Here is a 12,075-nt window from a genome sequence, read left to right as displayed (position 1 = left end):
TCCTTCCTAAAAAGATATAGGCACCTTTCCTTACTCTTCTCATATCATAAACCATCATGAACTCAAAGGAGGCTGGCAATATCATGTATTACGGTTATTACGACTACCCGCCATATGACATGCGCCAAAATACAAGAATCATTTCAGACCTTGAAAAAGCAATCAATGGTGAATATTCTGCGATCCAATGCTACGAAAAACTTGCTCAAAGAGCAAAAACTCCTGAGGCAAAAAAAATCATTCAAGAAATACGCCAGGATGAAGTCAGACACTATCAACTATTTTCAAAGCTGTATTATTCTTTAACAGGTAAAAATCACAAACCAAGCGTAACAGAACCTTGTCCAGATCAATTTAGAGAAGGGCTTATTTTCGCATTTAAAGATGAACAAAGAACGGTTGATTTTTACTTAACGATATCAGATTATGTCCGGGATCAAGGAACAAAAGAGCTGATGAAACGTATCGCTCAAGATGAACAGCAGCATGCTGTATGGTTTTTATATCTTTTAACGCACCATGTGTCTTAGATAGTCCTATTTTAATAGGAGATCGTATGTTCCGTCAAAAAATGAAATCGGCTTTTTGTTCATTCAATCTATCAAATAAAATACTATTCTCAATAAATCCCTCATCTCTTTCACTTTTTCAAACGTGAAAACGACAATTTGATAAATAAAAAAACTCCTCTGCCACAAATAGCAGAAGGAGTTTTTTCATGATCGTTTAATGAAATTTTGCTTCATTGCTTTGCTGCTGATGTTTTAGCAACCCATCAATGGACAGCATCTTACTGCCGCTGAGTGTTAAATAAAGGGCCATGACAAGCAGCGATAGTTCAAATTCATAACCGCCAACAAATCCTTTAGAAAAACCAACCGTAATAATCGCCACAGCCATAATTGGTACAAATAATGCTGCGAAAATACGTGTTCCTAGACCTAAAATCAAGGCGATACCACCGACCAGCTCAATTGTCTTTACAATATAGGCCATAAATTCCGGTACACCGATTTGTCCAAAGAATGCCGCTGTTCCCCCCAGACCTCCTTGATATGCCTGAAGTCCGTGTAGAAAGAAGATAATACCTAAAATAACACGTACAAAAAGTGTTCCTATTTCTTGATTCGTTTTCATATAGTGATTTCCTCCTGTTTTTACACTACATAATGTAATGTTAATAAGTAAAAAAAATTAGTAATTTAGGTTAAGCATAATCATTAAGGCCACCATGAGAATGGTTGATGTGACAATGGGAATGATGGGTACATTGAAAGGAATATTGTATGTTGGATTTAAGATCTTCTGTATTCTTAAATTCAATGCCCGATCTCCAAAGGATACCGCAAACTTCGTTTGTTTTTGAAACTGCGTTCTCTTTTTAATCAGCTTCAAAAGGGCTTGCCCTACTCCAAGCTCAGTGCCTGTCTGCCGAATCGCATAGTCATCTGCGATCACTTCACGAAAAACGGAATAGCTTTGTCTCATATGCTTTAACACTGGAATGTACCAAATGACTTTTGTGAGCATTGAGAATGTGAAAGCCTTTAAAGGATCATAGCTGTATTTGTGGTGTAATTCATGATAAACAACAGCGTCAATCTCCTCTTCATCCAGCATGTCCATGAGAGACGTTGATAAGTAAACCTTTGGGTGAAGCATCCCCATGGCAAAAGCAAGCGGTTCATGACAATGAAACACAATGATGTCATTTGCATATTTCTCAGATAAAGATTCGGTCGAGTGGTAATCGACTGCAAGCATCAGATTTTGCTTGAATTGAATGTACGTTTTGATTTGCTTCGTCATATAGAAAATCGCAAATCCCAGTGTGTAGAGGACTAAAGCATCTAGAAAATATTTCAAAGGAGTGAATCCATAGAATTCGAGAACAGACTGGCATACATGAATAAGATTATATGCTTGATTCCAGCCAAAAAAGCTTGAAAGCACGTAATAACCCATCTGATAAAAAATCGTTAAACCAATCAATATACCGCCTAAAAACAGCAGGCTCGATTTCATTTTATTCATTTTGCTGCTCCTCTTTTTTGGATGCCAGCCTTGCTTCAAGCACTTTGAGTAATTCAGGGTCAGCACTTTCAATTGCATCCACCATATGATTCACTGCCAGTGGACCAAAATCGTCCATCAGCCCTTGGGTAATCCATTTTGTCTGCTCATTTAGAAATTCTTCTTTTGTTAAAATGGGATTATAAATAGATGAACGCCCTTTTGTTTTCTTCTCGACAATTCCCTTTTCGGTTAAGCGGTTCAGCACAGTCATCACCGTGTTGAAATTAATCGGCTTCTCATCTGACAGCTTCTGCTGCACTTCTTTAATCGGCATACCCTCACCTTGATAAAGGATCTCCATAATCCTTCCCTCTAAAGGACCGAAAAAGCGATTCAAACCCTTTTCATTATATTTAAAAGAAGGAATTTTCATGTCATCACCTCACACTAAGGATTGTAGTGTAATTGAAAATGATAGTCAACAGATAACCAAAATAGGGGAAAATCGTTGCATATTACCTTGCTTCTTGGTAAAAATTACGAACCTATTTATATCAATAGGCAATCTGATTCTCGATAAGATAATCTTATGAAATTGGTAAAAAAATTCGTATTTTATTTATAGAGACTTTTGTATTATAGTGAAGATAACAACATTTCACTTACTGAACAAATTTATAGGAAGAAGGTTTACATGTGATGAAACAAGGAAACAGCCTTCGAACCGATCTCATTTTGATCGCGATAAGCGGTTTAGGTGGATTTCTTTTGTCTTTAACAGGAATGTCTATTGGCTGGATGATCGGAACATTAATCACGGCTGCATTTATTGCCATGCGACGTCCCGCCCTGTTTCAGCGTAAAGGAAACAACACCTTGCGTATCCACAGCAGATGGCTACTCCTTGGTCAATTTATTCTCGGAATCGAACTCGGACAGAAAATGAACATGAAAGTTCTTCATATTTTCACTGAACATTGGCTCCCTGTGAGTTTCATGCTCGTTTTTTCTATTCTACTGGCGATGCTCTCTGGCTTTGCCTTATGGAAGCTGAGTAAAACAGATATGCTGACCAGCTTTGTCGGAACAGCACCAGGCGGTTTATCTGCTATGCCTGGGATTGCCCAAGAGGTTGGAGCAAATACAGCCGTTGTCAGTCTCGTACAAACAACACGTGTATTAATGGTGGTACTCACCATCCCATTTACGGTGTTCTATTTAAATACAAAAAATCCAGCGGATGCAGCTGCAACCGTGCAAGGGAGCGCCTTTTCATCCGGCGTTTTCACCCTGTCAAATATCTCGTGGAGTATCGCACTTATTTTAGGTGCCTGGCTTATGTCACGCCTCGCGGTTCGTCTTCATTTCCCTGCCCCTTGGCTGATTGGCAGTATGTTAGGAGTTGCAGCTCTTCAAGTAGGTGCAGGTGCGCTCATAGGTCATGATTTGATTCCTTACTGGCCAGCACAAGCGAATATCGCGTCACAGGTATTTCTAGGTGCAACCATCGGTTCAAAAATGAATAAACAGATGTTTGTCGGGCTAAAAAACACGTTAATTGTGGCCGTCGTCAGCTCAGCTGGACTGATTGCTGCAACGGTTCTCAGTTCAATTGCCATTGCAGAGGTCACAGGCATTTCTGTCATTACAGCCATTCTTGCCTTTTCGCCTGGCGGTATTGCAGAAATGGCAACAACAGCAGTCACACTCCATGAGGACTCAACCTTTGTAGTAGCTGTACAAGTCGTTAGAATCATTCTTGTCATTGCGATGCTGCCACCGTTTTTTCGATTCTTACATCATGTCTGGGCAAAAAGACATCCTGAATATAAAGCCGCAAAATAAAAAAAGAGACGCTTTGCATGTGCAGAGCGCCTCTTCTTTTATTCATTCTGATTTCTTTTGACACCAACTACTTGATCCTTTGAAATCGTTCCAAAATGCCGGCTGTCGAAGCTATGTATTCGGTTATCTCCGATCACGAAGTAATGGTTTTTTTTGATTTTATCTTGTCCTGTGATAGCTTTCAGCTGAAAATCTCCTGTCAGGACATTCCCCATTTTATGTTTTTTCTGCTCTTTTAAATAGGGTTCTTTCCATTTTTCCCCATCGACAAATAACTGATCATCTACATACTTGATCGATTCTCCTGGGAGCCCAATGACCCGTTTGATCAAAATTTGATTTTTGGGTCCGTGAAATAACACATAATCAAACCGGCTAATTTTCGTGAGTTTTGGCGAGAACTTGTTGATTAATAATTCTGTTCCATCTGTAAATGTAGGGTCCATACTAACCCCTTCTACTTTATACTTCACAAACATGAAATTCTTTACCTGGAACAATAAGACGATGCATGTAATAATCATCAACCATAGCAATGGTTTCTTTTTCATTAAGAGCCTCCTTTGTCCTCACGCTTGCTCATTCGAATATTCAGCCTATTTTCTACTCTCTTTCCAACATACCATAATAAAACGATAACTAGAACCGCAAAAACACTTCTTAACGGATTCTTTACTAAAGCAGAAAGATCATAACCGATAAAACTAATGATAAAGAGCATGACACACTTACCAGCTAAAGCAGCTAATGAAAATTGCCACATGCTAATTCTTGATAAGCCTGCGACAACATTGACAGCCGCAGAAGGTGTAAAAGGAAAGCAGAGTAAAATAAATAACGGACCAAATCCCCGCTTCTCTACCCAAAGCATCAATTTCTTAATGGAAGCGTGTCTGCTGATAAAGTTCAGCATTCTCATCTGTCCAAATTTTCTGATCAGTAAAAAGACAAGAATAGACCCTGCACTTGCACCGATCCAGGTTAATAAAAAGCCTTCCCAAAGGCCGAATGCATTTGCATTGGCCACCGCAAACGCCACAAGTGGTAAAAACGGAAGAAATGCTTCAATCAGAGGAAGCAATATAGCGACAATTGGTCCAAAAGCCTTGTAGCTTTCAAAAAATGATGTGATATTTTCATGAGTAAATAGAGAAAGAAATGATGTCAACTTGTTTGACTCCTTCAAGGTTTGTCTACATTTCATTTTACATGGAAAACATAAAAATATACAAATGAATCCCACTCGCCCCCTTGAGATTGTTTGACTCATTCGATATAATAAATAAGAACATTTGTTCTATTCATAAAGAAAGCAGGCTTGGACATGACAAGACTATCAAGAATACAGCTTCAGATGATGGAACAGGCCATCTTTCTTCCAATGGTCATCTCCATCCTCAATCGTGACCTGACACACTTAAAACAACATCAAACATTTAAACTAAATGAACCATACATTCAGCTTGTGACCTCTGTGTTAAAGGAAGCACAGAAAGCACTTTACGAACTGAAGCAGCATTTACGTAAAGAAAATATGAAAGTACAGCAAATTGAACACGATGAAGGATTTACAACGTATCTATTTATCATAAATGGCTATGAAGAAAAGCATAAATACTTTAATCCGCGTATACGTCACCGGGTAGAGGAACTGCTGACTGCATATTTTCTGCATCAAGCAAATTAACTTCTTGCTGAAATGCGGCGCGGTACCCATGCAAAAAAAGCCTGCCGCGGCGGCAGGCTCCTTCTTATTTATGATAATTCAAGCTGTTTTCTCAGCTCTGTTCTAACTTCTTCTAATCCTGGTCCATCTAACTCAAAGTAATACACATTCCCAGGCTGATAATCATGGCCCTTTAGCTGAATCGTATCCACTGATTTCAATGAGCTCAGTAATGGAAAAAGACCGATGAACTGTTTCATGGAAAGGTTGGTTGAGACATTATCACCAAGCGTATCAATGATGTTGTCGTATGACGGGATCGAAGAAATCGATTTAGATTTTTCAAAGATGGCTTGAAGTGCTTCCATTTGGCGCTTTCCGCGCATGAGATCACTATCAGCCTTTCTCGTTCTCACAAAGGCCAAAGCTTCTTCGCCATTCAGTCTATGAGTGCCTGTTTGCACTTGAACTTTTCCCTTTGAATCCTTTTCCATCTGTTTTGCGATGCTTTCATCTTCAATCGTTACGTCAATTCCATTTAGCTCATCCACAATGTCTTGAAACGCCTTAAAGTTCCCTGAAATCACATAGTCTACAGGAATGTTCAACAAGTTTTCGACCGTTTTGACTGACAAATCTGCACTCCCAAACGCATGGGCGTGAGCAATTTTATCATATCCTCTTCCCGGTATATCTACATAAGAATCACGAGGAATACTGAGAAGCTTAATGGTTTTGTCTGTTCGGTTCACCGCCGCCAGTAAGACCGCATCACTTCTTGCTTCATCTACCGTTTCACCTGGACGGCTGTCAATTCCAAGCAGCAGCACCGAAAAGCTGTCCTTTCCTGGATCAAAAGCTTTCACACGCTTTTGCGAGGTGTCTCCTCTTTCTAATGATACTTGCGCCTTATTCGACGCTTTTGAAATTTTATAGTATGCGTATCCAGTCACGGACACTGCCATCACCATGACAAATGCCATGATAAACAGCACGGCTTTTACCCAAGGCCTTAGTCTTCTTTTTGATCTTTTTTCCTTCATCCTTTCCGAACCCTCACTCTATCTTAGTCTATCAATGTAGGTTCCACTATAACATATTTTGATGAAAGTTTCCTGCACGCAACATATTTTTATGAATCCACAATAAAAAAGCCGCTCAAGATGAGCAGCTTTCGTTCATTATTTTTGACTAATACCTTGTTTTACTTCACCAATCATGGCAGATAATGATTCAAGCCCGCCGCCGGATAGATACCACATGTCAGAGTTCAAATACACCACATGGTTGTTTTTGATCGCTTTGACTGATTTCACGTAATCATTCTCAACAAGCTGTTTCGCAGACGTTTCTTCTCCGATCGCTGCGCCTCGATCAACGACAAATAGATAGTCTGGGTTCGTTTTGACCATGTATTCATACGAAATGCTTTGACCGTGTTTATCAGATGGCTCAAGCTTTTGATCTGCCGGTGTGATACCAAACACATCGTGGATGAGACCGTATCTTGACTTAGGTCCGAACGCTGTCATTTTGCTGTCGTTCGCCATGATCACCAGCCCATTTTTCTTTAACTCTTTTGCTTCTTTCTTTAAAGCATCCACTTTTTGATCAATGGCTGCAAGTTCTTCTTTAACTTTGTCTTCTTTATCAAAAACCTTGCCTAAAGTTTTGGCATTCTTTTTAAATGATTCCATATAATTGGCATTGTCTACATCCATATAAATCGTAGGGGCAATATTAGAAAATTCATCGAATGCATCTGCTTGACGGTGCTGGATAATGATTAAATCCGGCTTAATTTCTGCAATTTTTTCAAAGTTCGGCTCTTTTAATCCGCCGACATTTTCATATTTGTCTCCTTCATATTTTGATAAATATTTAGGCACCGCTTGTTTCGGTAAAGCTGTTACATTCACACCTATTTTGTCTAAAGTATCAAGACTTCCCATATCAAACACGACCACTTTTTTCGGGTTTTTCTTGATCTTTACACCATCTTTATTCAGCATGTCTTTTACCGTGACGGTTTCCCCTTTTGTGCCTTCAGTTTTCCCTTGGTTCCCGCAGGCAGCGAGTACCACGATTGCTATTAATATAGTCATCATCCAAGTCCATTTTTTCATACGTAATCACCTCTTCATTTTTTTAAGAAAAATATAAGCAAATGCGCTCACCACGAATAACTTCAATCGGTATGCGCATGTCATAAATTTGTTCAAGTGCATCTGTTTGAATCACTTCGTCCACTCCACCTTCTTTAATGACCTGTCCATCTTTTAAGGCGACGATATGATCGGAATACACAGAGGCAAAGTTAATATCATGAAGAACCACAACAATTGTTTTCCCAAGATCTTTGACGAGCTGCTGAAAGAGCTTCATCATCTCGACAGAATGATTCATATCCAAATTGTTTAAAGGCTCATCTAAGAAAATATAATCTGTATCCTGCGCCAGCACCATTGCAATAAAAGCTCTTTGTCTTTGTCCACCGCTCAGTTCATCTACATATTGATGCTGGATATCGGCAAGCTTCATGTATTGGAGGGACACATCAATCATCTTCTCATCCTCTTTTGTCAGATGACCCTGCGAGTAAGGGAAACGGCCAAAGCTGACAAGCTCCCGAACGGTCAGCCGCACATTCATATGATTGGCCTGCTTTAAAATACTCATCTTCTTTGCAAGTTCCTGCGGAGGGTATGCACTATATGGCTTGTCTTCTAAATAAGCTGCACCTGAGTCTGGCTGAATCAGCCGGCTCATGATGGATAAAAGCGTGCTTTTCCCCGCACCATTCGGACCAATGAGAGACGTCAGCTGTCCCTTTTTCACACTGATCGTTGTGTCGTGAAGCACTGTTTTTCCGTTATACGCCTTACTGACGCCCTTCATCAAGACCATGAACGACTCTCCTTTAACAGTAAATAAATAAAATACAGTCCGCCGACTAAATCAATCAACACACTAAGCGGCGTTTGAAAAGTAAATACCTTTTCTACAAGAAATTCCCCGCCTACAAGGGCAATCACGCTGATAAAAAAAGAGCCTAATAGCAAGTATGTATGCCGGTATGTCCGAAAAAGCTCTCGTGCGACGTTTACGGCGAGTAAGCCGAGGAACGTAATTGGTCCGACAAGTGCCGTTGCGATAGACACAAGGACAGCTATCACGATCAGCATTTTTTTTGTGATGCTGTCGTAGTCAATGCCTAGATTCACCGCATGTTCCTTGCCAAGAGACATGACATCTAATTTGGAGCGGAAAGTCCAAATGTAAACACACAGCGCCGCAAATAAAACAGAAGCAATCAGTAAGATGTCCGTGTTCATGTGATTAAAGCTTGCAAAGGATTTATCCTGTACGACCTGATATTCATTCGGATCGATCAGCATTTCCATAAACGAAGAAAGACTTTTGAATAATGTCCCAAACACAATTCCAACAAGCAGAAGTAAGAAAATGTGTTTATTTTTGCGTTTGAACATGACTGTATACAGCAATACAGAAAATAGAATCATCAGCCCAACGCAAAGGAAAAAATTAAGATTCTTATTGACGATCATTAAATGAGTCGACCCAAACACATAAATAATCGCTGTTTGCAAAAACAAGTACAGTGCGTCTAAGCCCAATATGCTCGGCGTTAAGATTCGATTGTTGGTCAAAGTTTGAAAGACAACAGATGAAAAGGCAATCGCGCCTCCCGTTAATGTCATCGCAAGCACTTTCTTTAAACGGCTTGGGACTGTGTACGGCCAGTAGCCCATTTGAAAGGTAATAAAAATTACGATCAACACGGCTGCAATGGCTGCAATCAGACATAATATACGTTTCTTATGCATAGCGTTTCCTCCTTAATAACATGTACAGGAAGATCGCACTCCCGATGATGCCTACCATGAGCCCAACTGATATTTCATATGGATAAATGATCACCCTTCCGAGCACATCACAAATCAGAACAAAAATAGCTCCTAGTAAAGCTGTATGCGGGAGGCTTTTTTTCAAGTGATCGCCGCGGTAGATCGAAACAATATTCGGAATGATTAATCCAAGGAATGGCAGCATCCCGACAGTTAAAATGGTGACAGACGTAATCATTGAAACGATCACCAAACCAACTGCCATCACACGTTTATACGTTAAACCTAAGTTGACAGCAAAGCTCTCGCCCATGCCTGCCACTGTAAAGCGGTCAGCATATAAATACGCAATGATCAATAGTGGAACGCTCACATAGAGCAGTTCATAACGCCCTTGGACAATAAGAGAAAAATCCCCTTGAAGCCATGCGGATACGTTTTGGATCAAATCATATTTATAGGCTATAAACGTAGATATTGAACTGACAATCCCCCCAAACATTAAGCCGACTAATGGTACATAAATCGTATCGTTCACCTTGATATGCCGCAGGATTTTTAAGAAAAGGAGATTTCCAGATAAAGTAAATAGAAACGCAATCCCCATTTTCATAAGCGGATTCGCATGTGTAAAAACAAGCATTGCTGCTAAAATACCAAGCTTCGCCCAATCCATCGTTCCTGCAGTGGTTGGTGAAACAAATTTATTCCTCGTCATGCTTTGCATAATAAAGCCGCATAAACTAAGGCTCATACCAGCAAGCACAATACTCACGAGACGCGGGAGGCGGCTTGAAACTAACGTGTGCACTTGTTCATCTGTTAAATGAAACAGTTCTAAAATGGACAGATCCTGTACACCGACAAACAGAGATATACATGCCAAACATACAAATAACAAACTTAATTGATACAACTTCATACAGGTTTCTCACTTTCTATCAAGCTCTATCCGCCATAAATGATTATCATTATCAATTAAGCGACAGTTCATATATTATCACATCTAGTGAAATATTCAATAGCGGTATAAAAAAGACGAAAACTCAAAAAACAGCCTGCGGCAGCGGCTGCTTTTTCTCTTATTGAATATTCAATTGAAATTGTCCATTCAGTTCTTCTTCTGCTTCTTGAAATAACTGACGCAAGTTCTCAGCATAATCACCAAGAGCATCTTTGCTCGTTTGAAAATTCACCCATGTCAGTTCAACTGGAAGAGTCACCTCGCCTGTCAAACAGTCCCAAAGGGCATCAAGATTTTTTCCGTAATAGTCAGGAAGGTGTAAAACTGTTTTTAGCTGGTCATGAAGCTCTTCTTGCGACCTGCACGCTGCGCCATCAAGCTGCACTTTTTTCATGTTCATCTTCCCCTCTCTTCTCTATATTTTAAACGAATTGGAAGAGAAAGAGAAAGATGGACATCTTACTTTTGTTTCTGCCTGACCCCTGAGATCAAGAGAATGAGGCAGGCAGCCAAAACGATCAAGAGAAAGAGGGTTAACACGATCTGAGTACCGTATATATCAGCAAAGAGCCCAACAAAAACACTCGGAATACCAAGTCCTAAATAGGCAAACAAGTAATACCCTGCAACGGCTCTAGCCGCCTCCTTTTTCCCTCGCTCAACAATGAGCTGAAGGCCACCTAAATAAGTAAATCCATAGCAGGCAGTACCCGCCAGCATCGTTCCGGCAAGTACAAGGAAAATAGACCCGCTGCTTGCACCGTATAGTAAGAGGCCATATCCGCACGGAAGACAGATAAACCCCAAAAGGAGCGCTGTGCTGCTATTCATCTTGCGCACAAAGGGCTGCATCAGGACACCTGCCATATTAATTAAAAAGAGCGCTGGCCCTACCCACAATTCATAACCATTTAGTTTAAGCTGTGCTGGCAAAATCGAAATGACAAGGCCGCACACCGACCATGCGATAGCAATGGCTGCATTCGCCGGCATTGTTCCTTTTGGAAATCTTGGCATGTTCATCATCGGTTTACCTGAATCTCCTTGGACAGGCGGCACGAAAAAGAAGACACCCACAATGGTTAAGATCAAAAAAGCCAGCACAATCCAATAGCTAAGCGGCGTGAGGGACACACGCTGAAAAGAAAGAAGTGCCGTAAAAAGAGCACCGCCCCCAAATCCAACCGAACTGCATAGTGCAATAAAAGTTGGAATCCAGCCTGACTTCTCTGGATATAAAGCAATCAAATATGCGGTGCATGTTCCAACACTAAGACCAAGTCCGACACCTTGCAAGAGCCGGGCAGCAAAGAGCATCTGTATGGAAGGGTGGATAATCATCAACAAGGTGGCACATAACGAAAAGCTAAGCGCAACCAATAAAATCGGTTTGCGTCCAACCCGGTCAGAAATGCCGCCAAGAAAAAGCAAAACTGGAATAAGTCCGAAGACATACGCGGCAAATACAAGTGCTGTTGCCGCCTTTCCGTACCCTGCGTGTTCTGCATACGCCGTATAAAGGGGCACTTGCAGATTCACAGCAATCGTAATCATAAAAAGACCAAGTAAAACGAAAATAAACGGGATGATGGATAAGTGTGCCGTTTCCTCTTTGGATGCTGGGATCATTTGACTCTCTCCTCTATGTCATTGCATATGAGAACAGTGTACACACCATTTGGCTTACTTCCTACATCCAAAAATGACACTATTGA

Annotated in this window: 15 protein-coding genes; 3 read left to right on the top strand and 12 right to left on the bottom strand. The window is 40.6% G+C overall.

Annotated features, from left to right (window positions below; genetic code table 11):
- Positions 1 to 83: 83 nt before the first annotated feature.
- Positions 84 to 530, top strand: a complete 447-nt coding sequence (locus tag NSQ25_RS05185; protein WP_061109640.1) for a ferritin-like domain-containing protein — start codon at positions 84 to 86, stop codon at positions 528 to 530.
- A gap of 196 nt (positions 531 to 726) precedes the next feature.
- Here NSQ25_RS05185 and NSQ25_RS05180 read toward each other — a convergent pair whose 3' ends face one another.
- The 3 genes from NSQ25_RS05180 to NSQ25_RS05170 are packed head-to-tail and all read right to left on the bottom strand — an operon-like array spanning position 727 to position 2,449.
- Complete coding sequence (locus NSQ25_RS05180; protein WP_034282155.1) at positions 727 to 1,137, bottom strand: DoxX family protein; 411 nt, start codon at positions 1,135 to 1,137, stop codon at positions 727 to 729.
- Positions 1,138 to 1,194: 57 nt separating this feature from the next.
- Entirely contained in the window at positions 1,195 to 2,034 is an 840-nt protein-coding gene (locus NSQ25_RS05175) for a M56 family metallopeptidase (protein ID WP_034282157.1), read from the bottom strand.
- Positions 2,027 to 2,449 (bottom strand): BlaI/MecI/CopY family transcriptional regulator, encoded by a 423-nt coding sequence (locus NSQ25_RS05170; protein WP_034282159.1) that lies wholly within the window; start codon positions 2,447 to 2,449, stop codon positions 2,027 to 2,029. Before NSQ25_RS05170 ends, NSQ25_RS05175 begins: the two co-directional genes overlap by 8 nt.
- A gap of 266 nt (positions 2,450 to 2,715) precedes the next feature.
- Here NSQ25_RS05170 and NSQ25_RS05165 point away from each other — a divergent pair, with 266 nt between their 5' ends.
- Entirely contained in the window at positions 2,716 to 3,861 is a 1,146-nt protein-coding gene (locus tag NSQ25_RS05165; protein ID WP_034282161.1) for an AbrB family transcriptional regulator, read from the top strand.
- Positions 3,862 to 3,899: 38 nt separating this feature from the next.
- Here NSQ25_RS05165 and lepB read toward each other — a convergent pair whose 3' ends face one another.
- Complete coding sequence (gene lepB / locus NSQ25_RS05160; RefSeq protein ID WP_034282162.1) at positions 3,900 to 4,412, bottom strand: signal peptidase I; 513 nt, start codon at positions 4,410 to 4,412, stop codon at positions 3,900 to 3,902.
- Positions 4,412 to 5,029 carry a TVP38/TMEM64 family protein gene (locus NSQ25_RS05155; protein ID WP_326136609.1) on the bottom strand — a complete coding sequence of 206 codons (618 nt, stop codon included), beginning with the start codon at positions 5,027 to 5,029 and terminating at the stop codon, positions 4,412 to 4,414. The genes lepB and NSQ25_RS05155 overlap by 1 nt, the downstream gene beginning before the upstream one ends.
- A 156-nt stretch (positions 5,030 to 5,185) precedes the next feature.
- On the opposite strand from NSQ25_RS05155, the gene NSQ25_RS05150 reads away from it, so the two are divergent.
- Positions 5,186 to 5,548, top strand: a complete 363-nt coding sequence (locus tag NSQ25_RS05150; protein WP_034282166.1) for a hypothetical protein — start codon at positions 5,186 to 5,188, stop codon at positions 5,546 to 5,548.
- Positions 5,549 to 5,616: 68 nt separating this feature from the next.
- Here NSQ25_RS05150 and NSQ25_RS05145 read toward each other — a convergent pair whose 3' ends face one another.
- From NSQ25_RS05145 to NSQ25_RS05115, 7 genes are all read right to left on the bottom strand, one after another.
- Positions 5,617 to 6,570 (bottom strand): LCP family protein, encoded by a 954-nt coding sequence (locus tag NSQ25_RS05145; RefSeq protein ID WP_034282168.1) that lies wholly within the window; start codon positions 6,568 to 6,570, stop codon positions 5,617 to 5,619.
- Positions 6,571 to 6,708: 138 nt separating this feature from the next.
- The gene (locus NSQ25_RS05140) at positions 6,709 to 7,653 is read right to left on the bottom strand and encodes a siderophore ABC transporter substrate-binding protein (protein WP_326136610.1); all 945 of its coding nucleotides are present in this window, start codon (positions 7,651 to 7,653) and stop codon (positions 6,709 to 6,711) included.
- 22 nt (positions 7,654 to 7,675) lie between these two features.
- Positions 7,676 to 8,434, bottom strand: a complete 759-nt coding sequence (locus tag NSQ25_RS05135) for an ATP-binding cassette domain-containing protein (RefSeq protein WP_041117050.1) — start codon at positions 8,432 to 8,434, stop codon at positions 7,676 to 7,678.
- Positions 8,425 to 9,375, bottom strand: coding sequence for an iron chelate uptake ABC transporter family permease subunit (locus NSQ25_RS05130; RefSeq protein ID WP_041117048.1), 951 nt, complete (start codon positions 9,373 to 9,375; stop codon positions 8,425 to 8,427). Before NSQ25_RS05130 ends, NSQ25_RS05135 begins: the two co-directional genes overlap by 10 nt.
- On the bottom strand, positions 9,368 to 10,318 hold the full coding sequence (locus tag NSQ25_RS05125; RefSeq protein WP_326136611.1) for an ABC transporter permease: 951 nt from the start codon (positions 10,316 to 10,318) through the stop codon (positions 9,368 to 9,370). The genes NSQ25_RS05130 and NSQ25_RS05125 overlap by 8 nt, the downstream gene beginning before the upstream one ends.
- Positions 10,319 to 10,478: 160 nt before the next feature.
- Complete coding sequence (locus tag NSQ25_RS05120) at positions 10,479 to 10,754, bottom strand: barstar family protein (protein WP_065214458.1); 276 nt, start codon at positions 10,752 to 10,754, stop codon at positions 10,479 to 10,481.
- A gap of 65 nt (positions 10,755 to 10,819) precedes the next feature.
- A complete protein-coding gene (locus NSQ25_RS05115) occupies positions 10,820 to 11,989 on the bottom strand; it encodes an MFS transporter (RefSeq protein ID WP_034282180.1) in 1,170 nt (389 codons plus the stop codon).
- Positions 11,990 to 12,075: the final 86 nt, after the last annotated feature.

The organism is Bacillus sp. FSL R5-0512 (assembly GCF_038593295.1).
Lineage (GTDB): Bacteria > Bacillota > Bacilli > Bacillales > Bacillaceae > Bacillus > Bacillus safensis.
The sequence above is the reverse complement of the archived record's forward strand: the minus strand, read 5'-3'. Positions and strand labels throughout refer to the sequence as shown.

Bases quoted from the DNA above. Each gene is read 5' to 3' on its own strand.
- NSQ25_RS05185 (WP_061109640.1), top strand. From the start codon at position 84: ATGTATTACGGTTATTACGACTACCCGCCATATGACATGCGCCAAAAT.
- NSQ25_RS05180 (WP_034282155.1), bottom strand. From the start codon at position 1,137: ATGAAAACGAATCAAGAAATAGGAACACTTTTTGTACGTGTTATTTTA.
- NSQ25_RS05175 (WP_034282157.1), bottom strand. From the start codon at position 2,034: ATGAATAAAATGAAATCGAGCCTGCTGTTTTTAGGCGGTATATTGATT.
- NSQ25_RS05170 (WP_034282159.1), bottom strand. From the start codon at position 2,449: ATGAAAATTCCTTCTTTTAAATATAATGAAAAGGGTTTGAATCGCTTT.
- NSQ25_RS05165 (WP_034282161.1), top strand. From the start codon at position 2,716: ATGAAACAAGGAAACAGCCTTCGAACCGATCTCATTTTGATCGCGATA.
- lepB (WP_034282162.1), bottom strand. From the start codon at position 4,412: ATGAAAAAGAAACCATTGCTATGGTTGATGATTATTACATGCATCGTC.
- NSQ25_RS05150 (WP_034282166.1), top strand. From the start codon at position 5,186: ATGACAAGACTATCAAGAATACAGCTTCAGATGATGGAACAGGCCATC.
- NSQ25_RS05145 (WP_034282168.1), bottom strand. From the start codon at position 6,570: ATGAAGGAAAAAAGATCAAAAAGAAGACTAAGGCCTTGGGTAAAAGCC.
- NSQ25_RS05140 (WP_326136610.1), bottom strand. From the start codon at position 7,653: ATGAAAAAATGGACTTGGATGATGACTATATTAATAGCAATCGTGGTA.
- NSQ25_RS05135 (WP_041117050.1), bottom strand. From the start codon at position 8,434: ATGGTCTTGATGAAGGGCGTCAGTAAGGCGTATAACGGAAAAACAGTG.
- NSQ25_RS05130 (WP_041117048.1), bottom strand. From the start codon at position 9,375: ATGCATAAGAAACGTATATTATGTCTGATTGCAGCCATTGCAGCCGTG.
- NSQ25_RS05125 (WP_326136611.1), bottom strand. From the start codon at position 10,318: ATGAAGTTGTATCAATTAAGTTTGTTATTTGTATGTTTGGCATGTATA.
- NSQ25_RS05120 (WP_065214458.1), bottom strand. From the start codon at position 10,754: ATGAAAAAAGTGCAGCTTGATGGCGCAGCGTGCAGGTCGCAAGAAGAG.
- NSQ25_RS05115 (WP_034282180.1), bottom strand. From the start codon at position 11,989: ATGATCCCAGCATCCAAAGAGGAAACGGCACACTTATCCATCATCCCG.